Consider the following 20,043-nt stretch of genomic DNA (forward strand, 5'->3'; position numbering starts at 1 on the left):
GCCCTGCGGGCCATCGTCCGCAGCGGGCGCTGGCGCGCCTATTCAGCGGCGCGCGGAGGCGACATGGGAACAACGCTGGACTCGCCAGTGGCGCGGTCATCCGGCAGCGACTGCAATTGCACGGATAGTTCAGGCAACAGCTCGAACAACTCGTCGCGCAGGCGGGCCAGTTGCGATCTGGCGATGGACTCCTCCATCTCGACATCGCGGGTCCATTGGCGCAGTTCGTTCTGGATGACCTGTGCCTCTTCGATCCGGCCTTGGAATTGTTCGATCTCTTCCTGACGTTGTTGCAGGAACAGGCGCGCGCGAGAGACTTTGGCATCCCCATAGGTTTCAGCCAATTCGTGGCTGATCTGGCTCATTTGTGCGGCCAGTTCCAGGATCTGAGGTTCAAGCGTTTGAAGGTCGGGGTGATGCCGCAAAAACCCCATGCGTTCTTTGACCGCGTCAAATTCTGAGGACATCATGAACAGCCCCTCGCGATCTGCGGCGTGGGCCATCTGATAGGCCTCGGCGATGTCATGCATGTTCAGGTCGAACTTACGATGCGTGTTTTCCAGCGCCATCATGCGGGCATTGGCTGGCAGGTAAAAGGCAAGCATCAGAATCAAAGCGGTTAGGCCGATCTGGATATACATCCCGGCATCCGTGACCGGGCCAGTGCCGAAACCGGCCTGCATGGACAGCCAGGGCAGTACACCAAAAGCGGCTAAAACTGTGGCAGAAACCGCCGCCAATGCGGCTGCGCAAATCAGGGTAAATGTAAGACGTAAAAAGATATTCTGAAATTGAAATGTTATGTTATGGAGGGCGGTCATGTTCGACGAACTCCTTTTTTGAACCGATACACATCGGGCCGAAGCGGAGAACAATCAAACACACGATACGATCCGCTACGGACCCGTAAACTACAAAACTTGCTGCTCGAAATATTAAGATGATACTCAGATTAGTGTTTTCAATCAATTAGCTCTGAGGATTTCGTGATCTGGATGTCATCTCGGTAATATGGCCCAGTGCGATTGAGGCCAAAATGCAGGCTGTGAAGAGGTATAGGCCCCAAGCGGTTTCGATGGTGGCGTAGGAAATGCCCTTGGCCAGCGTGATGTAGAGCGCGATCAGGAAAATGTCGGCCATGGCTAGTTTGCCGAGGATGTTCAGCGCGGGCTGGACGCGGGCATCCAGCAGGTCCCATTGGATCAGGGCGGTGCCGATGGTTTTGATATAAGGCGCGAAGAGGGCGAAGATGGTGACGATCAGCGCCAGGAAGACGTCGGATTTCCAGAGCGATTGGAGACCGGTGATGACGCTGATTTCGCTGAGGCCGAAGATCGGCAGAAAGCCTGCACGCATCAGAGGGGCGAACCACGCGATGGGGTAGAGGATCAGGAGGGAGAGGGTGGCGAGGCGGAGGGTCATATTCACAGTCCAGTAGTCTTGTTGGGGCCCAGTAGTCCGGCCGCTCAATCGAAGAGTGACATACGTTGGCTGCTAAGCCTCTTTGAAAGCTAAGGTACCGCTAACCATTTTTGGGGCTATTGCTTTTCTTCACTTTGATGAATTTCCAAAGCATGTTCAAGAACAGGAGTGGAAGGATGAAATAAAGGCAAAAGTCGAAAAGCAAAGAATAACGGGTTTCGTAGTAGCTATCGGGAAAAACAAACTTGTAGATAGCTACAGGTGCTACAATCGCGACAAGCTTTAAAAGTAAGGAATTGAAGGCCAAATATTCTTTCAAAAGCTGAAAAAACTTCGCCAAACCGTTGGTAGGCATAGTAACTGGTCGCCTCCTAGCGTTTTTTTGGCCGTTGAGTGCTGAGGTTATCCAAAACCGCCCAATGTTCAACCGACTGGCTAGGGTCTGTTGACATTTGGGATTCACAATTTGTCTGAACTCTGATTCAAGTTTCCAAAATGGAGGTTTGAATGGACGAAAACCGTTTTGTGATTTCGGATGATCTTTGGGAGAAGATGGCGCTGCTCCTGCCCGGCAAGGCCGGTGACCCGGGGGCGACGGGTCAGGATAATCGACGGTTCATGGAAGCGGTACTTTGGCGCGTACGAACAGGCGCGCCATGGCGTGACCTACCCAAGGATTTCGGTAACTGGAATTCGGTTTTCAAACGCTTTCGTCGATGGGCCAAAGCCGGTGTGTTTGAGAGTCTTTTCAATGCTATAAGCAGAGAGCCCGACCTCGAATACGCTCTGATCGACGGAACAATTGTGCAAGTCCATCAGAAGGCGTCGGGCGCAAAAGGGGGACTCAGCATCAAGCCATCGGACGCTCTCGCGGCGGGCTGACGACCAAGATTGTGGCCCTGGTCGATGCGCTCGGCAACTTGTTCCGTTTTCTGCTTCTACCGGGGCAAGCACACGACATGAAAGGAGTTGCTCCCCTGATCCAGGATGTCTCCTTCGGAGCTTTGCTGGCCGACAAAGCCTTCGATTCTGATTGGCTTCTGAAAGACCTTGATGAGCGCGGCGCTACTGCTGTTATCCCGCCAAAATCGAACCGAAAAATGCTGAGAGACTACGATACCCACATGTACAAGTGGCGTCATCTGATTGAAAATTACTTCGCAAAGATCAAGGAATTCAGAGGTATAGCAACGCGATACGACAAGACCGACATCAGTTACGCTGCTAACTGGCACCTCTGCGCTATGCTCGTCGCCGCACGCTGATTGTCAACAGACCCTAATTCAATCGCAAATCTAAGTGGATTGCCGGCATTAGTTTCAGTTTCTTGATAACTACCGCACTGCCTCAATCGGTCCTTCCGCGCTCCCACTGATAAACTGTTCCACGTAAGGATCACCGGACGCGTCCATCTGGCTGACCGGGCCGGTCCATTGGATGACGCCTCCGTGCAGCATGGCGACGTTGTCGGCAATCGCGCGGACCGAGCTCATGTCGTGGGTGATGGTCATCGCCGTGGCACCCATCTCGGTCACGATCTCGCGGATCAGGTCGTTGATGACGCCGGACATGATCGGGTCCAGCCCTGTGGTGGGCTCATCAAAAAAGATGATTTCGGGCTCGGCGGCGATGGCGCGGGCGAGACCGACGCGTTTTTGCATCCCGCCCGATAGCTCCGAGGGAAAGCGGTCGGCCACGTCGGATTTCAGACCCACGCGGCGCAGTTTTTCGATGGCGATCTCGCGGGCGTATTCCGGTGGACGCTTCAGCGGACCGCGCAGCAGGCGGAAGCTGACGTTCTGCCAGACGGGCAGCGAGTCAAACAGCGCGGCGCCCTGAAACAGCATCCCGAACCGGGCCAGAAACTTGTCGCGGTCGCCCTTGCTGGCGTCTTTGCCGTCGACATAGATCATGCCACTGTCGGGTTTGATCAGGCCGAGGATACATTTCAGCGCCACCGATTTCCCGGTGCCGGACCCTCCGATAATGACCATCGAGGTGCCTTTGGGGATGTCCAAGCTCATGCCTTGCAGCACGTGGTTGTCACCAAAAGCCTTATGCACGTTCTCCATCCGGATCATAGCGAGAAGAACACCCCTGTCAGAATGAAGTTGGCGGCCAGAATCAGGATTGCAGCGGATTCGACCGAGGATTTGGTAGCCCGGCCCACACCCTGCGCGCCACGGCCCGAGTTCATGCCATAATAGCAGCCCATCACGGCTGCGATCAGGCCGAACGCGGCGCCCTTGACCAGTGAGGACACGATATCTCGTGTCTCAAGGAAATTGACCGTGTTCAGCAAGTACGTCGCGGGATTGAAACCCAGGTTCTGGGTCGCGACGACATAACCGCCTGCGATGCCGATGATATCTCCGATCCCGACCAGCAAGGGCACGGTGATAAGTGCGGCCAGAACGCGCGGGGCGGTCAAGTATTTCATGGGATGGGTGGACAGAGTGACCAGCGCGTCGATCTGCTCGGTCACTTTCATCGTCGCGATCTCGGCCGCGATGGACGAGGTCACGCGTGCTGCGATCATCAGGCCGACCAGCACCGGGCCAAGCTCTCGTACCATACCAATGGCAACAATCTGTGGCACCACCGCTTCGGCGTTAAAACGCGCGCCGCCTGCGTAGATTTGCAGGGCCAGCGCGCCGCCAGTGAAAATGGCGGTCAGGCCGACGACCGGCAAGGACAGCCAGCCGACATTCATCAGCGCCACCATGAATTCACGCGGGTAATAGGGTGGGCGGAAGATGTGCGAGATCGCATCCAGCGCAAACAGCGTGACTTTGCCGAAAGTGGCAAAAAAGCGAAGAACCGCGCGGCCCAGACCGCCCAGCAGAGAAAGAGGGTTCATTCCACGTAGCCCCGGGAATAGCGCGCGCCAAGCGATGTGAGGATTTCATACCCGATGGTGCCAGCGGCCTCGGCCAGATCATCGACTGTCTGGTGGCCGTTCAGAATGCGCAGACGCTCGGGGTCTTCGGGCAGGTCGGTGACGTCGACTGTGATCAGATCCATCGAAATGCGACCCACTACAGGGCAGGGCTGATCACCTGCAAAGGTGTCGATGCCGCCCCCGATTGCGCGGTGCAGGCCATCGGCGTATCCGGCGGCCACGGTGGCAATCCGCGACGGACGCCGGGCAACCCAGCTGTTGCCGTAACCGACAGTCTCTCCGACCGCGACAGGGCGCACCTGAATGACCGGCAGATCGACCGTCACCACGGGTTTTGCGTCGGCAAAGGGCATGCCGCCATAGAGGCCAACGCCGGGGCGGCAGAAATCGAAGTGGAATTCTGGTCCCATCAAGCTGCCACCCGTGGCGGCCAGAGACCGGGGCGCTGTAACACCATCGGTCATCTCGCGGAACGTCTTCAACTGCTGCTGGTTCATCGGGTGATCAGGCTCATCCCCGCAGGCCAGATGAGACATGACCACGACCGGGTTCAGCGGTTCGCCGGTTTGGCGCAGCTCGGCCCAGTCGGCGGGTTCCAGCCCCAGCCGGTTCATGCCGCTGTCCAATTGAATCCCAAAGGGAAGGTCAGGCATTGCCTGCTGTAGGCGTTTGAACTGTTCCGGCGAGTTGATCAGGGGGGTCAGGCCGCTGGCAAAGTGAAGACCGTTGTCGCCCTCCATGAACCCCGAGAACACAAAAATATCGGGTCCGGGGCCGACGGCCTCACGCACAGCGGCGCCTTCTTCGGCGGCAGCAACAAAGAATTTGCGCACGCCCTCCTCGGCCAGCGCCGCAGAAACGGGGCCGGCGCCAAGGCCGTATGCGTCCGCTTTGACAACTGCTCCGGTTTCTACTTTTGTCTTTGCATCCAATGCCCGCCAGTTGCTGGCGATGGCATGGAGATTGATCGTTAAGCGTGCGGTACTCATGGCACTGTTCATGACATTGGATCGCGGCAGGTCAAGGGGGGAATTCCACAATTCGTGCGGAGTTGATCCGAATGCTGAGCGGCTTGTGGCAACACACGCAGTGTGATGAGCAACTTTGTGACAATCCGGGCCTTTTGGCCGCGCTCAGGGCATTGTGTCTGCGGGGTAATCAACAGATGCTGGGCGGCAGTACCGTTTACCTCAAATCAACGTGACTGCGCCGGGATTCGAAATCATGCTGAACTTGTCATTTGGTCATCAGAGATGGGGCGCAGCGATCCCCGAAATGTTTCGGGATGCGTTTGCCGCATCTGAAGGCGCGGATGAGGGCGAAGCCATTCGAGGTCTGGTTCAAGATTTGATCTCAACGACGCCAAAAGATGATCTGCTTGGATATGTAGCGGCCGATGGGGCCACAGTTCTGGGCTGCATTTTCTTCTCCCGCGTTACCTACGAGAACGACCCGCGTCAGGTCTTCCTGATGTCGCCGGTGGCGGTCAAACCGGATCAGCAAAGAACCGGGATCGGGCAAAAGCTGATCGGGTTCGGGTTAGAGAATTTACGGCAAAAGGATGTGGATTATGCTGTGACCTACGGTGACCCGGCCTACTACGCGAAGACCGGGTTTCAACAGATCACCGAGGCGTTTGCTCGCGCGCCGATGCCGCTGAGCCAGCCACATGGCTGGCTGGGGCAGTCTTTGACTGACAGTGATGCGCCAATTGTTGGCCCGTCACGTTGTGTCAGTGCGTTTGACAGGCCAGAGCTTTGGTAGATCAATACTCGATCTGACCGTCCTGTTGCCAGGGTTTGACCAGATTGCCAAAGCGGGTGAACTGCGCCTCGAATGAGAGTTCAACAGTGCCGATAGGGCCGTGGCGCTGCTTGCCGACGATGACCTCGGCCTTGCCGTGCAGACGTTCCATGGCCTGCTTCCACTCTTCCATCTTTTCCAGCTCGTGATCGCCGGGCTTTTCGCGTTCTTTATAGTATTCCTCACGGAATACGAACATCACTACGTCGGCGTCCTGCTCGATCGAGCCCGATTCCCGCAGGTCAGATAGCTGCGGGCGTTTGTCATCCCGGCTTTCGACCTGACGGGACAGCTGGGACAGGGCGATGACGGGGATATTCAGTTCCTTGGCGATGGCCTTCATGCCCATCGAAATCTCAGCTATTTCGTTGACGCGGTTGTCGGCCATGCCGCGACACAGTTGCAGATAGTCGATCACCAGCAGGTCTAGCCCATGGGTCCGCTTCAATCGCCGCGCGCGCGCGGCCAACTGAGAAATCGGCAGCGCGGGGGTGTCGTCAATGAACAGGGGGCAAGCCTCAAGTTCCTTGGCCGCATCGACAAAACGCCGGAACTCGGCCTCGGTCATGTCACCCTGACGGATCTTGTGGCTGGAAATCTCGGAAGCTTCGGCCAGAACCCGGCCCGCCAACTGCTCGGCGCTCATCTCAAGCGAGAAGAACCCGACCACGCCGCCATCAATCGCGCCCTCAGAGCCATCAGGTTTGGTGCCGCGCTTGTACGCCTTGGCCACGTTGAACGCCACGTTGGTCGCCAGCGAGGTTTTACCCATCGACGGACGACCCGCAAGAATGATCAGGTCGGACGGGTGAAGGCCCCCGAGCTGTTTGTCCAAGTCGGCCAGACCGGTGGAAATCCCCGCCATGCCACCACCGCGCTGGTACGCTTCGTTGGTGACGTTGACGGCTTCTGTGACCGCCTTGAGGAAGGATTGAAATCCCTGTTCGGTCTGGCCCTGCTCGGATAACTGATAAAGCTGTTGCTCGGCCTCGACGATTTGTTCCTTCGGCTCGCTGGACACATCGACCCGCGCCGCCTTGTCCGAGATGTCACGGCCCAGCCGGATCAACTCACGCCGGATGGCGAGGTCATAGATCATCTGGGCGTAGTCATGCACCGCAAAGGCACTGATCGACGCCCCGGCCAGTTTGACCAGATAGGCCGGACCGCCCAGTTCCTTCAGGCCTTCATCTTCGGCCATAAAGGATTTCAGGGTCACGGGCGAGGCGAGCGCATTCTTGGCGATGCGATTGGCTGCCACTTCGTAGATGCGAGCATGAACCGGATCATAGAAATGCTCAGCCCCGATGATCGAGGCGACCCGGTCATACAGATCGTTGTTTGTGAGGATCGCACCCAGAAGCTGCTGCTCAGCCTCAATGGAGTGCGGCATGGTTTCGGCATTCTGAATCTGTGCCGCTGCCTGCTCGATACTGCTTATCTCGTTCATTTTGTCCCCGCTGCCCTGCGGCAGTTCTAATCAATCAGACCCTGCTTGGGCCATCTGTAAATGTCTGAAGATAAGTCGCGTATAACTTTCCTTCAGCTTGGGATAACTTTGGACAACTCTGCCAAAAAATACCTCACCACGCAATATTTAGTACGGCCTATCATCAGCCGCACAAGATGCGAGAGGTCAGGGGGCGATTCTGTATCGAGTTACCCCCAGCTTATGCACAGGCCGTTTAAGAAGATTTGTGGGCTTCTTGCCAACCGCGTGGGTCGTTCAGAAAGGCCTCGACACCGCTAAGCGTCTCTTCGTCAAAGGCCTTTTGCGCTTTGGCTTCAGCCAGAACGTCCCACCAGGTACACAGGTGATGCAGCTGTACGCCGTGATCGCCCAGCGTTTTCTCGGTCTCAGGGAAAATGCCGTAGTAGAAGATGACTGCCGTGTGCCCGCAAGTGGCGCCGGTTTCGCGGATCGCATCGACAAAGGACAGTTTCGAGCCACCATCGGTGGTCAGGTCCTCGACCAGCAGTACACGCTCACCCTCGCTCATCGCGCCTTCGATGCGGGCGTTGCGGCCATAGCCTTTCGGCTTCTTGCGCACATAGGTCATCGGAAGGGCCATACGCTCGGCCACCATGGCGGCAAAGGGGATGCCCGCGGTTTCACCACCTGCGATATTGTCGAACGCCTCAAAACCCGCGTCGCGCATCACTGTGATGGTCAGGAAATCCATCAGGGTCGAACGGATACGCGGGTATGAGATAAGCTTGCGGCAGTCGATATAGGTCGGGCTGGGCAGGCCGCTGGCCAGCGTGAATGGCTCGCGCGAATTGAAGTGGACGGCTTTGATCTCCAGCAGCATACGCGCGGTCAGGCGGGCGATTTCGGTGCTGTCGGGAAAGGAACTGGGGATCATGGCGCAAACCTCGGGGCTGAAAACACGTTGCGGGCTGATAGCCCGACCGTGGACCCGGAGTCGAGAGGGCGATAAAAGAAAAGCGGACCCTCAAGAGGTCCGCTTTTCGCCCTTACGGGCAGAGCACGCTAAGGTGGGCTTAGCTGCTCATGTCATAGGCCCGCTCGCCGTGTACCGACAGGTCGAGCCCGTTTGTTTCGGTCTCGGCGTCTACGCGAAGCGGGGTGATGAGCGCAACCACCTTCACCAACACAAATGTGATAACTGCCGTAAAGACACCCACGATAACCAAACCACCCAGCTGTGCCGTCCAACTGCCAAGGCCAAAAGCAGCGATCATGATGGTACCAAAGATACCGCCCACTCCGTGAACCGCAAAAACGTCCAGCGTGTCGTCGATGTTCAGCATGTTGCGAACGACGTTGACGGCCTCTTGGCACAGTACGCCAGCAACAGCACCGATGATCAGTGCTTGCACCGGGTCGACATAACCCGAGGCTGGGGTGATCGAAGCCAGACCGGCAATGGTACCTGTAACCAGACCCACCATCGAGGCCTTGCCATATTTAATCCGCTCGTACAGCGCCCATGTCAGAGAGGCGGTTGCAGCCGAGATATGCGTGACTGTCATCGCCGTAGCCGCTCCGCCGTCAGCGGCCAATTGCGAACCGCCGTTAAAGCCGAACCAGCCGACCCACAGCATCGCAGCGCCTACCATTACGAATCCGGGATTGTGCGGAGGCGTGGTACGGTTCAGCCTCGGCCCTAGCGCCACTGCGATGATCAATGCGGCCAGACCTGCGGTTTCGTGGACCACGATGCCGCCTGCAAAGTCGCGTACGCCGATTTCACCCAGAATACCTCCGTCGGTCAGCATACCGCCGCCCCAAATCCAGTGAACGACAGGGGCGTAACACAGCAGCATCCACAGCCCTGAGAAGATCATGACAAAGCCATAACCGACTCGTTCCACATAGGCGCCAACGATCAGGGCGGGGGTGATGATGGCGAAGGTCATCTGGAAGGCAAAGAACAGAACCTCGGGCAGGGTGCCTGACAGGCTGTCGGCATCGACGCCGTTCAGGAACGCTTTGCCCAGACCACCCCACAGGCCGCTGTCGCCGTCGCCGAATGCGATGGAGTACCCGGCGACCAGCCACAGGATGCTCATCAAACAGGCGATGCTGAAACAGTGCATGAAAACGCTCAGCACGTTGCGGGCGCGCACGAGGCCGCCATAGAACAGGGCGAGGCCCGGCAGTGTCATAAACAGGACCAGGGCGGTTGCCACGATGATCCAGGCGGTATCGGCTCCATTCATCGGCCGGTCTCCTCTTGGTCTTCAACTTTCGCGGCGTGTTGAAGCGGAGAGCGGTTGAGGAAAAAAGAGGCAAGGTTGGAATTTAGCGCCTATCTTGCGGGCTTTTTTGCAAGTGGTGATTAAATGTGCATCACTTTTGGCTATTCGCTTTATTTTTGGGCGAGAGTGAAAAGGCCCTGAGACAGCATCTCGAGCGCGTGATCGCGCGCCGCCATGCGTACCTTTTCGCGGCCAAGCGCGCCGAATTCCACTGTTTTCGTGCGGGTTGGTACGCCGTCAGCGGCAAGGCCAAAGCAGACCCGACCTTCGGGCTTGAACTCGGACCCGCCGGGGCCTGCGATGCCGGTGATGGATACTGTAAGCTGCGCGCCCGAGTTCCTAAGCGCGCCTTCGGCCATCTCGCGTGCGACCTGTTCAGAGACGGCGCCATGCGCGTCCAGAGTTTCAGCTTGCACGCCCAGCATCTGTTGCTTGGCGGTGTTGGTATAAGTAACAAAACCACGCTCGACCACGGCAGAACTGCCGGGGATATCGGTCAGGGCCGCCGCGACCATGCCGCCGGTACAGCTCTCGGCGGTGGCGATCATCACGCCTTGCGCCTTGGCGCGGTCGAGAAGTTCGGCGACTGTCACAGGCCCATGACCCCGTGCGCGATGCCAGCAAGGATCAGAACGCCAATCGCAGCGAGAACGCCAGCGATCACATCGTCCAGCATGACGCCCATCGCGTCATTGCGCCGGTCGGCCCAACCAACGGGGCCGGGTTTGGTGATGTCGAACAGGCGAAACAGGACGAATCCCGCGACCCAGCCGGGCCACAGGGCCGTGATCTCGATCCCGTGCGCCCAGGACGGGTAAGAGATCGCCCAAAGCGCGATGAACTGCCCGGCAACCTCGTCAATGACGATCTCGGACGGGTCGTGATTGTCCTGACCCTCTGTCATCACGCGCGTGGCCCATAGACCACCAAAAAATACGGCAAGGGTCGCGATGACGAGTAACGGAAACCCGCCCAGCGTATGTAGTATCCAAGCCAAGGGCAGGGCGGCGAGCGATCCCCACGTCCCCGGAGCGGGGCGCAGATATCCAACACCGCAGACGGTTCCGATCATGCGCGCGGCAGTCATGGCTTCACCAGACAGGCGGTAGCCAGCGAGGCAATCCCCTCGCTGCGGCCGGTAAAGCCCAGCCTTTCCGAAGTGGTCGCCTTGACCGAGACCTGATCCGCGCGCAGCCCCATGATGCGCGCCATTTCCTCACGCATGGCGGGCGCGTGGGGGCCGATCTTGGGGTGTTCGCAGACCAGCGTGCAGTCGACATTCGAAATGCGGTATCCCATGTGACCGGCCAGCTCGACCGCGTGACGCAAGAAGATTTGGCTTGCGGCACCTTTCCATTGTGGGTCCGAGGGCGGGAAGTGCTGGCCGATATCGCCCTGCGCCAGCGCGCCATAGATCGCGTCGGTGACGGCGTGCATGCCCACATCCGCGTCTGAATGGCCTTGCAACCCTCGGTCATGCGGCACTTTCACGCCGCACAGGATCACGTGATCCCCGTCGCCAAACCGATGCACGTCGTACCCGTTGCCCAGCCTTACATCCATATCCGTTCCCAATATGCGTTCCGCCCTAGAAAAATCCTCAGGCCGTGTGATTTTGATATTGTCTGCATCGCCCGGCACGATGGCCACTTCAAGCCCGGCCGCGCGGGCAACTTCGACGTCATCGGGGGCGCCTCCGGGGTGTGCGGCGTGTGCCGCGACGATGGCGTCATAGTGAAAGCCCTGCGGTGTCTGTGCCGCAAACAAACCAGTGCGATCCTGAGTGCCGGTGACAACGGTTCCGTCCGCGGTCCAAAGCGCATCCGTTACCGCAAGCCCCGGTGCGGCGGCTTGCTGGGTCTCCAGCGCGTCCAAAACCTGTTCAATGATCTGAGTGCTGACGCACGGCCGTGCAACGTCGTGGATCAGAACTTTTTGCACCGCAAACGCGTCAAGGGCCGACAACCCGTTGCGCACGGACCCGGATCGATCACTGCCGCCTTGGGTCAGAATCAGATCGGTGCCTGAAAATTCGTCCCATGCGCCCTGATCCTCTTCCGACAGAACTAGCACGATGTGGTCCACGCGTCCCCGAAACTTCTCAATGGTCCAGTCGGCCACGCGTCGTCCAGCCAACGCGCGCCATTGTTTGGGAACTCTCCCTCCGGCGCGCTGCCCGCGTCCTGCGGCGACGATGATGGCGGCGGTGGTCATGGGGCGTGATCTCCGGTGATTTGAGGGCAATGTTTAGGGTGCGGTGAATGCAGAGGCAATCACCCGCGTAATTGTGCCTAAAAATTAAGCAAGTGATGATTTTGCGGGCTTGATGGTCGCCGATTTGTTGTTCATATGCGCTCAATTCGATATCACAGCCGCAACTGCCCAAGGATTAAGCACGTTGACTCTGCAACTCGCTGACAAAGCCCTGAACCCGCCAGTACTGCTGGCTCCAATGGCCGGAATCACCGACCGGCCATTCCGCGATCTGGTGATGCGCTTTGGCGCGGGCATGGTCGTGAGCGAGATGGTCGCCAGTCAGGAGATGGTGCAGGCCAAGCCCGGCGTGCGCGAACGGGCCGAATTGTCGGCAGATGTGGAGAACACCGCCGTGCAATTGGCCGGTCGCGAGGCACACTGGATGGCCGAGGCTGCTCGTCAGGTCGCCGACCGCGGCGCGCGGGTGATCGACATCAACATGGGCTGTCCGGCAAAAAAAGTGACCAACGGCTATTCCGGGTCCGCCTTGCTGAAAACGCCGGACCACGCGCTGACTTTGATCGAAGCGGTGGTTGAGGCCGTGGATGTTCCGGTCACTCTGAAAACCCGGTTGGGCTGGGATGACAATCTGCTGAACGCGCCCGATGTCGCGCGCAGAGCCCAGGACGCGGGCATTCGTATGGTCACGATCCACGGCCGGACCCGGTGCCAGTTTTACAAGGGTAGTGCTGACTGGCAGGCGATCCGGGCCGTAAAAGAGGCGGTCTCGATTCCAGTTATCGCCAATGGAGATATCGTGGATTCGACTGTGGCCCGCACCGCGTTGGACCAATCCGGTGCAGACGGGGTAATGGTCGGACGTGGCGCGCAGGGCAAGCCGTGGCTGTTGGCGCAGATTTGCCATGACCTTTACGGCGAAGTCGAACCCAAAATTCCGGTGGGTAATGAGCTGACCGAAATGGTGCGCGCGCATTATCAGGCGATGCTGGAGTTCTACGGCACGGACCTCGGTCTGCGCGTCGCGCGCAAACATCTGGGTTGGTACATGGATGAGGCCGGAACGCCCGCAGCCCTGCGCCGCGCCGTTTTGACCTCACGCGATACTGCTGAGGTGCTGCGCCTGTTGGGCGATGCGCTGACGCCGGGCGCAGAGGTGGCCGCATGACCTCGGATCAAAGCATCTGGACCTCGCTGCCGGTTCCCGCCTTCATTATTGATGCCAACGATCGGATTTCCGATGTGAATTCCGCGGGTGAGGGGTTTTTGAACGCCTCACGCAAGGCCGTAATTGGGCATCCGGTCTGGGATCAGATCGCGGTGGATGCCCCGCTAGAGGAAGCCTTTGAGCGCGCAAGGGAACAGGGAACGCCGCTGTTCGTCAACGATGTGGATGCCGGATCGGGTAACCGTGCACCGCTGCAATGCGCGCTGCAAATTGCACCGCTGGTTGGGCATCCGGGGTCGATGATCATGATCATCTCGCCGCGCGAACTGGCAGGACGAATGACGCGCGGCAACACGGTGAAATCGGCAGCGCAATCGGCGATTGGCATGGCTGAAATGCTGGCGCATGAGATCAAGAACCCGCTGGCTGGGATCACTGGGGCCGCGCAGCTTCTGAGCATGAATATCCCGCCGCAAGACCTTGAACTTACTGATCTCATCGTGGCTGAAAGCCGTCGCATCGTGAAGCTTCTGGAGCAGGTTGAACAGTTCGGCAACCTGTCGCAGCCCGATTTCAAACCGGTCAACATCCACGACGTTCTGGACCGCGCGCGCCGTTCGGCGCTGCTGGGGTTTGGGGCGCATATGACGATCATCGAGGATTACGATCCGTCGCTGCCGCTGGCCTATGGCGACCCGGATCAGTTCCTACAGGTGGTTCTGAACCTGCTCAAGAACGCCTCAGAAGCTGCAGACCCCAAAGGTGGGACCATTCGCCTGCGGACCTACTTCGAACATTCCTTCCGCTTGCGCCGCAGTGACGGTTCGGGTCATTCGCTGCCGTTGCAGATCGAGATCATCGACGACGGTCCTGGCCTGCCCGAGAAAATCCGCAGCGACATCTTCGACCCGTTCGTATCGGGCAAGGAAAATGGCACCGGCCTAGGGCTGGCGCTGGTGAGCAAGATCATCTCGGACCATGACGGCTGGATTTCCGCCGACTCGGTTCCGGGCCGCACGGTGTTCCGCATCTCGCTGAGGCGAGCACCAAAAGACGCAACTTAAACAGCCGATAAGAGCACGAAAATAAGGAGAGCACCCGATGGATGGCACTGTACTGGTCGCAGATGACGACCGCACGATCCGCACCGTTCTGACTCAGGCCCTGACGCGGGCGGGGTGCAAAGTTCACGCCACATCCTCGCTGACCACGCTGATGCGCTGGGTTGGTGAGGGCAAGGGTGACGTGGTGATCTCGGACGTGGTGATGCCGGACGGGAATGGGTTAGAGATGCTGCCCAAGATTGCACAGGATCGGCCGGGTTTGCCGGTCATCGTAATCTCGGCCCAGAATACGATTATGACGGCCATTCAGGCGGCTGAGGCCGATGCCTATGATTATCTGCCCAAACCCTTCGATCTGCCCGATCTGATGAAGCGGACGGCGCGCGCGCTGGAACAAAAGCAACGCGTGCAGAACGAAGTGGGCGAAACGACAGAAGAACGCCCCGAAGAGCTGCCGCTGGTCGGGCGTACACCGGTCATGCAAGCGCTGTATCGGTTGGTCGCGCGGGTGATGAACACCGATCTGTCTGTGATCATCTCTGGGGAAAGCGGGACGGGCAAGTCTCTGATTGCGCGCGCTATTCACGATTTCTCGGACCGGCGCACATTGCCGTTTGTTACCGTAACGGCGGCTGATTTACGCGATTTGGAGGGACCGGCTCGGGTTATGGCGCGGGTGCGTGGCGGGACCCTTCTGATCGACGAGATTGCTGATATCGAGGACGAGTTGCAGGCCCGTATCGTGCGGATGATGGATACGCCCGGCGACCACATGCCCCGGTTCATGGCCACCAGCCAGACCGACCTGACCGAAGCGATGGAGAGCGGGCGGGTGCGTCAGGATCTGTATTACCGCCTTTGCGGGGCGACGGTGCATGTCCCCGCGCTGCGCGAACGGGTGGACGATATCACGCTGCTAGCCGATCACTTTCTGTCGCGGGAAGAGCGGGAACACGGCACCAAACGCTGGCTTAGCGCGGATGCGGTGGAACTGGTCCGGCGCTATTCGTGGCCCGGCAACGTGCGGCAATTGGAAAACGCCATTCGCCGCCTTGGCCTGACCAGCCGCGCAGATGAGATATCGAAAACCGAGGTCGAAGCCGTTCTGGGCAGCCAGCCCGAGGCCGAACCGGTTCTGGGCGGCGGGGAACGCGAAAAACTGTCGGCCTCAGTTGCCCGCCATTTGCGCCGGTATTTCGACCTGCATGGCAATCTTTTGCCGCCTCCGGGCCTGTATCAGCGTATCCTGCGCGAGGTTGAGGCACCTCTGATCGAAATCGCCCTGGATGCAACCGGCGGAAATCAGGCAAAATGTGCTGATCTTCTGGGGATTAACCGGAATACGCTGCGGAAAAAGATCACGGACCTCGATATTCAGGTGACACGCCGCCGCAAACTGATGTAATATCGCCACACAAAGCGTGGCATCCGGGTTCGCACTCGGGAAAGACCACAAAATACGGCGGTAAGCCGCGCAAGCGGCACATCAGAATGAGGGCAGACGGTGGCAACCCGAGCACAGAGCGGGCTGGTTCTTTCCATCAATCGGTGGCGGAAATCCCGAAAACTGCGCAATTTCGGCACCTTGGGGCTGGTTCTTCTTGGGCCAGCGCTGGCGCTTGCCACCTATCTTGTCATCGGTCCGTTTGATCTTGGGGCAACCGCGCCAACGCTGCGGCTGATCCTGCTTGCTGATCTTGTCTATGTGCTGGTCGTTGCGGCGCTTGTTCTGGGGCAAGTCTTTAACCTGATCGCCGCACGCCGGGCGAAATCGGCAGGGTCCCGTCTGCACCTTCGTCTGATCGGTGCCTTCACCTTACTGGCACTGGTGCCCACGGTGACGGTTGCGATCTTCGCCGGGCTGACAGTGAATATCGGCCTTGAAGGTTGGTTCTCGGACCGGGTGCGTCAGGTGGTGGGGTCATCCCTGACAGCGGCGGAAGCGTACGAACAAGAACACCGCGAGGGCCTGACACAGGATGCGGTTGTGCTGGCGCGTTTCCTCGATGCTGCGCGGTCGCGGGACTATTTCGTCTCTGACGCAGAATTGCGCGAGGTTCTGGCGCAAGGACAGGGACAGATTCAACGCGGCCTGCGTGAGGCATATGTCATTGATGGTAGTGGAGAAATCCGGTCACGTGGGGATCGGTCCTATTTGTTCAACTATGAAGCCCCGACGCCGGACCAGATGATAGAGGCGGCGGATAGCGGCCTGCTGATCATCGCGGATTGGCAGAATAGTGAGTTCCGCGCCCTCGTTCCGTTGCAGGCTTATCTGGACAGGTACCTGTATGTCAGCCGAGAAGTCGACGGTCAGCTGCTGACCCTGCTGGATGACACCAAGGAAACGGCGCAGTTCTACCAGCAATTGGAAAGCGACCGAGGCAGGGTGCTGTTTGAATTTGGTCTGCTCTATCTGGGATTTGCGGTGATCCTGATTCTGGCGGCGATGTCGCTGGGCATGTGGTTCGCCGAGCGCCTCTCGCGTCCGGTTGGGCGGTTGACGACAGCGGCGCAGCGCGTCGGTGCGGGCGATCTGAGCGTACAGGTGATCGAAGAGGCCAGCGATGACGAGATCGCGATGTTAGGCCGTTATTTCAACCAGATGACACGACAACTTAAAGGGCAGCGCGATACTCTGTTGCAGAACACCCGCCAGATTGAACGCCGTCGACGCCTGTTTGATTCGGTTCTCAGCTCGGTAACGTCCGGCGTGGTCGGGGTGGACCCGGATGGCTGCGTAACGTTCGTGAACCGTTCGGCCGAGCGGCTTCTGGACTGGTCGCACGCCGATGAGCAACTGGCCATCGGTATCGCGGTGCCGGAATTCCTGCCTCTGTTTGAAAGTCTCAAGGACAGCGGGCAAGAGGCCGTGCAGGGCGAGATTAAAGTCACCCGCAAGGGGCGGGCAGAGAACCTGCTGGTGCGGATGGCCACCCGACGGGGCGAGGATGGCGGGCTTGAGGGCTATGTGGTGGCCTTTGACGATGTGACCGATCTGGTCAGCGCGCAGCGTATGGCCGCGTGGGGTGACGTCGCCCGCCGGATTGCGCATGAGATCAAGAACCCGCTGACCCCGATCCAGCTGAGCGCGGAACGGATAAAGCGCAAGTTCTCTCGCAAGCTGGATGAAGAGGATTGCGATAGCCTGGAATCCATGACCGACGTGATTGTGCGGCAGACCAATGACCTGCGCCGGATCGTCGACGAATTCTCGAAATTCGCGCGGATGCCAGAACCGGACCGCCACGAAGAGGATGTGGTTGGATTGGTGCGCGAGGCGGTGCTGTTACAGCAGGCCGGGCAGCCGGACGTTCAGATTGAAGCAACGCTTCCGGATCAACCGATCCTGGCGGATGTCGATGCAACCATGTTGAATCAGGCGCTGACCAACCTGATCAAGAATGCCGGTGAGGCCATTGAAACGCTGAAACAGAAAGGCCCACCTGAAAACCTGAAGCCACAGATCAATGTGGACGTGACCAGCGATGACGCGGGTACGGTTATCACCATCGCAGACAACGGCATCGGCCTGCCTGAAGACAGGGCACGGCTGTTCGAGCCGTATGTGACCACACGGGACGAGGGCACCGGTCTTGGCCTGCCCATCGTCAAGAAGATTATCGAAGAACATGGCGGAGCGCTCACGCTTGAAGATGCGCCCGTCTTTGCCGGACAGGACCATTTTGGCGCAATGGCCGTGATCCGCTTGCCGGGGGCGAATTTATCCCCAACCGCAGCGCCACAAAAGCAGGCAATTCAAACCAATAAACTGAAAGCAGGCCAAAGATGAGCGACATTCTGATCGTAGATGACGAACGCGATATTCGCGAGCTTGTGTCCGATATTCTGGAGGACGAAGGCTATTCCACCCGGCTGGCGGCAAACTCGGACGAGTGCATGTCGTCGATCAACTCGGAACCGCCGGGGCTGTTGATTCTGGACATATGGCTGAAGGACAGCCGCATGGACGGGATCGACATTCTGAAGGCAGTAAAACGCGACAACCCGGATGTTCCGGTGGTGATCATTTCCGGCCATGGCAACATTGAAATTGCGGTGGCGGCGATCAAGCAGGGGGCATACGACTTTATCGAAAAGCCCTTTAACATCGACCAGCTGATGGTGGTGATCCGCCGCGCGATGGAGACCTCTCGCTTGCGCCGCGAGAATGCCTCGCTGAAGCGCAAAGAGGTCACCAGTTCCGACATGATCGGTAAGTCCGCCGCCTTTCGTGCGATGCAGAGCCACTTGGACAAGGTCACCAAATCCAATGGCCGCGTGATGCTGAGCGGCCCGGCTGGGTCGGGCAAGGAAATCGCCGCCCGGTATATTCACGCCCATTCGAACCGCGCCAACGCGCCCTTCGTCACGGTGAACTGCGCCGGGATCGAGCCCGAGCGGGTCGAAGAGGTTCTGTTCGGGCGCGAATCCTCGGAACGCGGTATCGAGTCTGGCCTGCTGGAAGAGGCGCATGGCGGCGTGATCTATTTCGACGAAGTGGCCGACATGCCGCTGGGAACGCAGTCCAAGATCCTGCGTGTGCTGGTTGACCAGCAGTTCCAGCGCGTGGGCGGTTCGGACAAGGTGCGGGTCGATCTGCGGGTGATTTCATCGACCAACCGCGATCTGGAGGAGGAAATCGCCGCCGACCGTTTCCGTGAAGAGCTGTACCATCGTCTGAACGTGGTGCCGATTGCGGTTCCGTCTCTGGAAGAACGGCGCGAGGATATCCCGGTACTGGCGCAGCATTTCATTGAGATGTGTAATGAGACGCAGGGTCTAACGATGCGCGAAATCTCGGAAGAGGCGGTCGCGCTGTTGCAGACAATGACCTGGCCCGGCAACGTCCGTCAGTTGAAGAACCTGATCGAACGTGTGCTGATCCTCGGCGACGGCTCTGGCCCGATTGAGGCGCGGGAACTTCCGGCAGAAGAGGAAAAAGCCGACGAATCCGGCCGCGTGGTCCTGTCCGGTGCCTTGGCGACCCTGCCTCTGCGCGAGGCGCGCGAGGCGTTCGAGCGCGAATACCTGCTGACCCAGATCAATCGCTTTGGCGGCAATATCAGCCGTACCGCCAGCTTTGTCGGGATGGAGCGCAGCGCGCTGCACCGCAAACTGAAATCCCTGGGGGTTGTGACTTCGAACAAATCGGGCGCTCGGGTCGCGCAGTTGGACGAACCGGAACCGGCGGAATAATCCGCCGGGCCTTTACCCGGGCTGACCGGGGTTGAGTATCTGGATCGCGCCGCTGTCGAGTTTCACATAGCACGACTGGGTGGTCAGCGGCGGTAAGGTCGTTGTCGCTACAGCGGGTGCCTGTGATCTGACGCTTTGCTTGCAGGGCGGCAGGCTGATCGGGCGATAGCCTTTTTGGGCCATGCACTGGGTCTCGACCTCATTTCGCAAGCCCTGGTTGACGTCCACGGTATAGACCCGTCCGGGCTGCCACCATCCGGGTGAGCGATAGCAATGGCCGCGACCGTCGCAATAGGTGCGGCCGGGCCAGTAGGTGGGCGGGCTTTGCCGCACCTGATTGGCCACCGGCACCTGGTTGGCCGCGTTCACCTGACACTGCGTTGTCTCGGTCTGAAGACGCGAAACGCTTTCGCCCTCGCGGTAATACAGCGACAGCGGACCCTCGCACGCGGACAGGACCATCACGGGAAGTAGCAAACGAAGCACTGTTTTCATGCACTTATCTTGCCCCAGCTGCGCGGGGATGACAAATCAATTGACCGCTT

18 protein-coding genes and 1 pseudogene are annotated in these 20,043 nt (G+C 59.0%); 7 read left to right on the forward strand and 12 right to left on the reverse strand.

The features are described from left to right. Positions 1 to 38: 38 nt before the first annotated feature. Together ACOQOY_RS19225 and ACOQOY_RS19230 are read right to left on the reverse strand one after the other, a co-directional pair. The gene (locus ACOQOY_RS19225) at positions 39 to 821 is read right to left on the reverse strand and encodes a DNA repair protein (RefSeq protein ID WP_420586933.1); all 783 of its coding nucleotides are present in this window, start codon (positions 819 to 821) and stop codon (positions 39 to 41) included. Between the two features lie 148 nt (positions 822 to 969). Beyond that, positions 970 to 1,422 carry a paraquat-inducible protein A gene (locus ACOQOY_RS19230; protein WP_420586934.1) on the reverse strand — a complete coding sequence of 151 codons (453 nt, stop codon included), beginning with the start codon at positions 1,420 to 1,422 and terminating at the stop codon, positions 970 to 972. Between the two features lie 552 nt (positions 1,423 to 1,974). On the opposite strand from ACOQOY_RS19230, the pseudogene ACOQOY_RS19235 reads away from it, so the two are divergent. Beyond that, positions 1,975 to 2,687, forward strand: a pseudogene (locus ACOQOY_RS19235) (IS5 family transposase). Between the two features lie 69 nt (positions 2,688 to 2,756). On the opposite strand, the gene ACOQOY_RS19240 reads toward ACOQOY_RS19235, so the two are convergent. From ACOQOY_RS19240 to alr, 3 genes are read right to left on the reverse strand one after another with little or no spacing between them, the layout of a single operon-like run. Then, complete coding sequence (locus ACOQOY_RS19240) at positions 2,757 to 3,503, reverse strand: ABC transporter ATP-binding protein (protein ID WP_420586935.1); 747 nt, start codon at positions 3,501 to 3,503, stop codon at positions 2,757 to 2,759. Beyond that, positions 3,500 to 4,282 carry an MlaE family ABC transporter permease gene (locus ACOQOY_RS19245; RefSeq protein WP_420586936.1) on the reverse strand — a complete coding sequence of 261 codons (783 nt, stop codon included), beginning with the start codon at positions 4,280 to 4,282 and terminating at the stop codon, positions 3,500 to 3,502. The genes ACOQOY_RS19240 and ACOQOY_RS19245 overlap by 4 nt, the downstream gene beginning before the upstream one ends. After that, positions 4,279 to 5,313, reverse strand: coding sequence for an alanine racemase (gene alr, locus ACOQOY_RS19250; RefSeq protein ID WP_420586937.1), 1,035 nt, complete (start codon positions 5,311 to 5,313; stop codon positions 4,279 to 4,281). Before alr ends, ACOQOY_RS19245 begins: the two co-directional genes overlap by 4 nt. Positions 5,314 to 5,548: 235 nt before the next feature. On the opposite strand from alr, the gene ACOQOY_RS19255 reads away from it, so the two are divergent. Then, entirely contained in the window at positions 5,549 to 6,088 is a 540-nt protein-coding gene (locus tag ACOQOY_RS19255; protein ID WP_420586938.1) for a GNAT family N-acetyltransferase, read from the forward strand. Between the two features lies 1 nt (position 6,089). On the opposite strand, the gene ACOQOY_RS19260 is transcribed toward ACOQOY_RS19255, so the two are convergent. From ACOQOY_RS19260 to ACOQOY_RS19285, 6 genes are all read right to left on the reverse strand, one after another. Further along, positions 6,090 to 7,577, reverse strand: a complete 1,488-nt coding sequence (locus ACOQOY_RS19260) for a replicative DNA helicase (protein WP_420586939.1) — start codon at positions 7,575 to 7,577, stop codon at positions 6,090 to 6,092. A 235-nt stretch (positions 7,578 to 7,812) separates the two neighbouring features. Next, positions 7,813 to 8,493, reverse strand: a complete 681-nt coding sequence (locus tag ACOQOY_RS19265; protein WP_420586940.1) for an orotate phosphoribosyltransferase — start codon at positions 8,491 to 8,493, stop codon at positions 7,813 to 7,815. A gap of 139 nt (positions 8,494 to 8,632) precedes the next feature. Next, positions 8,633 to 9,814, reverse strand: coding sequence for an ammonium transporter (locus tag ACOQOY_RS19270; RefSeq protein ID WP_420586941.1), 1,182 nt, complete (start codon positions 9,812 to 9,814; stop codon positions 8,633 to 8,635). Between the two features lie 149 nt (positions 9,815 to 9,963). Next, a complete protein-coding gene (locus tag ACOQOY_RS19275) occupies positions 9,964 to 10,446 on the reverse strand; it encodes a CinA family protein (protein WP_420586942.1) in 483 nt (160 codons plus the stop codon). Further along, positions 10,443 to 10,940, reverse strand: a complete 498-nt coding sequence (locus ACOQOY_RS19280) for a phosphatidylglycerophosphatase A (protein ID WP_420586943.1) — start codon at positions 10,938 to 10,940, stop codon at positions 10,443 to 10,445. The genes ACOQOY_RS19275 and ACOQOY_RS19280 overlap by 4 nt, the downstream gene beginning before the upstream one ends. Continuing rightward, entirely contained in the window at positions 10,937 to 12,067 is a 1,131-nt protein-coding gene (locus ACOQOY_RS19285; protein WP_420586944.1) for a bifunctional 2-C-methyl-D-erythritol 4-phosphate cytidylyltransferase/2-C-methyl-D-erythritol 2,4-cyclodiphosphate synthase, read from the reverse strand. The genes ACOQOY_RS19280 and ACOQOY_RS19285 overlap by 4 nt, the downstream gene beginning before the upstream one ends. Positions 12,068 to 12,251: 184 nt before the next feature. On the opposite strand from ACOQOY_RS19285, the gene dusB reads away from it, so the two are divergent. From dusB to ACOQOY_RS19310, 5 genes are all read left to right on the forward strand, one after another. Beyond that, positions 12,252 to 13,235: a tRNA dihydrouridine synthase DusB gene (gene dusB, locus ACOQOY_RS19290; RefSeq protein ID WP_420586945.1), complete on the forward strand. Its 984-nt coding sequence runs from the start codon at positions 12,252 to 12,254 to the stop codon at positions 13,233 to 13,235. After that, positions 13,232 to 14,299, forward strand: a complete 1,068-nt coding sequence (locus ACOQOY_RS19295) for a two-component system sensor histidine kinase NtrB (protein ID WP_420586946.1) — start codon at positions 13,232 to 13,234, stop codon at positions 14,297 to 14,299. The genes dusB and ACOQOY_RS19295 overlap by 4 nt, the downstream gene beginning before the upstream one ends. A gap of 37 nt (positions 14,300 to 14,336) precedes the next feature. Beyond that, positions 14,337 to 15,704, forward strand: a complete 1,368-nt coding sequence (locus ACOQOY_RS19300) for a response regulator (protein WP_420586947.1) — start codon at positions 14,337 to 14,339, stop codon at positions 15,702 to 15,704. Between the two features lie 99 nt (positions 15,705 to 15,803). Continuing rightward, positions 15,804 to 18,092, forward strand: a complete 2,289-nt coding sequence (locus ACOQOY_RS19305; protein WP_420586948.1) for an ATP-binding protein — start codon at positions 15,804 to 15,806, stop codon at positions 18,090 to 18,092. Beyond that, on the forward strand, positions 18,089 to 19,498 hold the full coding sequence (locus ACOQOY_RS19310) for a sigma-54-dependent transcriptional regulator (RefSeq protein WP_420586949.1): 1,410 nt from the start codon (positions 18,089 to 18,091) through the stop codon (positions 19,496 to 19,498). Before ACOQOY_RS19305 ends, ACOQOY_RS19310 begins: the two co-directional genes overlap by 4 nt. A gap of 12 nt (positions 19,499 to 19,510) precedes the next feature. On the opposite strand, the gene ACOQOY_RS19315 is transcribed toward ACOQOY_RS19310, so the two are convergent. Continuing rightward, complete coding sequence (locus ACOQOY_RS19315) at positions 19,511 to 19,993, reverse strand: hypothetical protein (RefSeq protein ID WP_420586950.1); 483 nt, start codon at positions 19,991 to 19,993, stop codon at positions 19,511 to 19,513. Between the last annotated feature and the right edge of the window lie 50 nt (positions 19,994 to 20,043).

The sequence above is a fragment of the Ruegeria sp. genome (genome assembly GCF_965221235.1).
In the GTDB taxonomy this organism is placed as follows: domain Bacteria; phylum Pseudomonadota; class Alphaproteobacteria; order Rhodobacterales; family Rhodobacteraceae; genus Ruegeria.

What these genes read in the sequence shown, in the direction of transcription:
- ACOQOY_RS19225 (WP_420586933.1), bottom strand. Translation starts at nt 821, where the DNA reads ATGACCGCCCTCCATAACATAACATTTCAATTTCAGAATATCTTTTTA.
- ACOQOY_RS19230 (WP_420586934.1), bottom strand. Translation starts at nt 1,422, where the DNA reads ATGACCCTCCGCCTCGCCACCCTCTCCCTCCTGATCCTCTACCCCATC.
- ACOQOY_RS19240 (WP_420586935.1), bottom strand. Translation starts at nt 3,503, where the DNA reads ATGATCCGGATGGAGAACGTGCATAAGGCTTTTGGTGACAACCACGTG.
- ACOQOY_RS19245 (WP_420586936.1), bottom strand. Translation starts at nt 4,282, where the DNA reads ATGAACCCTCTTTCTCTGCTGGGCGGTCTGGGCCGCGCGGTTCTTCGC.
- alr (WP_420586937.1), bottom strand. Translation starts at nt 5,313, where the DNA reads ATGAGTACCGCACGCTTAACGATCAATCTCCATGCCATCGCCAGCAAC.
- ACOQOY_RS19255 (WP_420586938.1), top strand. Translation starts at nt 5,549, where the DNA reads ATGCTGAACTTGTCATTTGGTCATCAGAGATGGGGCGCAGCGATCCCC.
- ACOQOY_RS19260 (WP_420586939.1), bottom strand. Translation starts at nt 7,577, where the DNA reads ATGAACGAGATAAGCAGTATCGAGCAGGCAGCGGCACAGATTCAGAAT.
- ACOQOY_RS19265 (WP_420586940.1), bottom strand. Translation starts at nt 8,493, where the DNA reads ATGATCCCCAGTTCCTTTCCCGACAGCACCGAAATCGCCCGCCTGACC.
- ACOQOY_RS19270 (WP_420586941.1), bottom strand. Translation starts at nt 9,814, where the DNA reads ATGAATGGAGCCGATACCGCCTGGATCATCGTGGCAACCGCCCTGGTC.
- ACOQOY_RS19280 (WP_420586943.1), bottom strand. Translation starts at nt 10,940, where the DNA reads ATGACTGCCGCGCGCATGATCGGAACCGTCTGCGGTGTTGGATATCTG.
- ACOQOY_RS19285 (WP_420586944.1), bottom strand. Translation starts at nt 12,067, where the DNA reads ATGACCACCGCCGCCATCATCGTCGCCGCAGGACGCGGGCAGCGCGCC.
- ACOQOY_RS19295 (WP_420586946.1), top strand. Translation starts at nt 13,232, where the DNA reads ATGACCTCGGATCAAAGCATCTGGACCTCGCTGCCGGTTCCCGCCTTC.
- ACOQOY_RS19300 (WP_420586947.1), top strand. Translation starts at nt 14,337, where the DNA reads ATGGATGGCACTGTACTGGTCGCAGATGACGACCGCACGATCCGCACC.
- ACOQOY_RS19310 (WP_420586949.1), top strand. Translation starts at nt 18,089, where the DNA reads ATGAGCGACATTCTGATCGTAGATGACGAACGCGATATTCGCGAGCTT.
- ACOQOY_RS19315 (WP_420586950.1), bottom strand. Translation starts at nt 19,993, where the DNA reads ATGAAAACAGTGCTTCGTTTGCTACTTCCCGTGATGGTCCTGTCCGCG.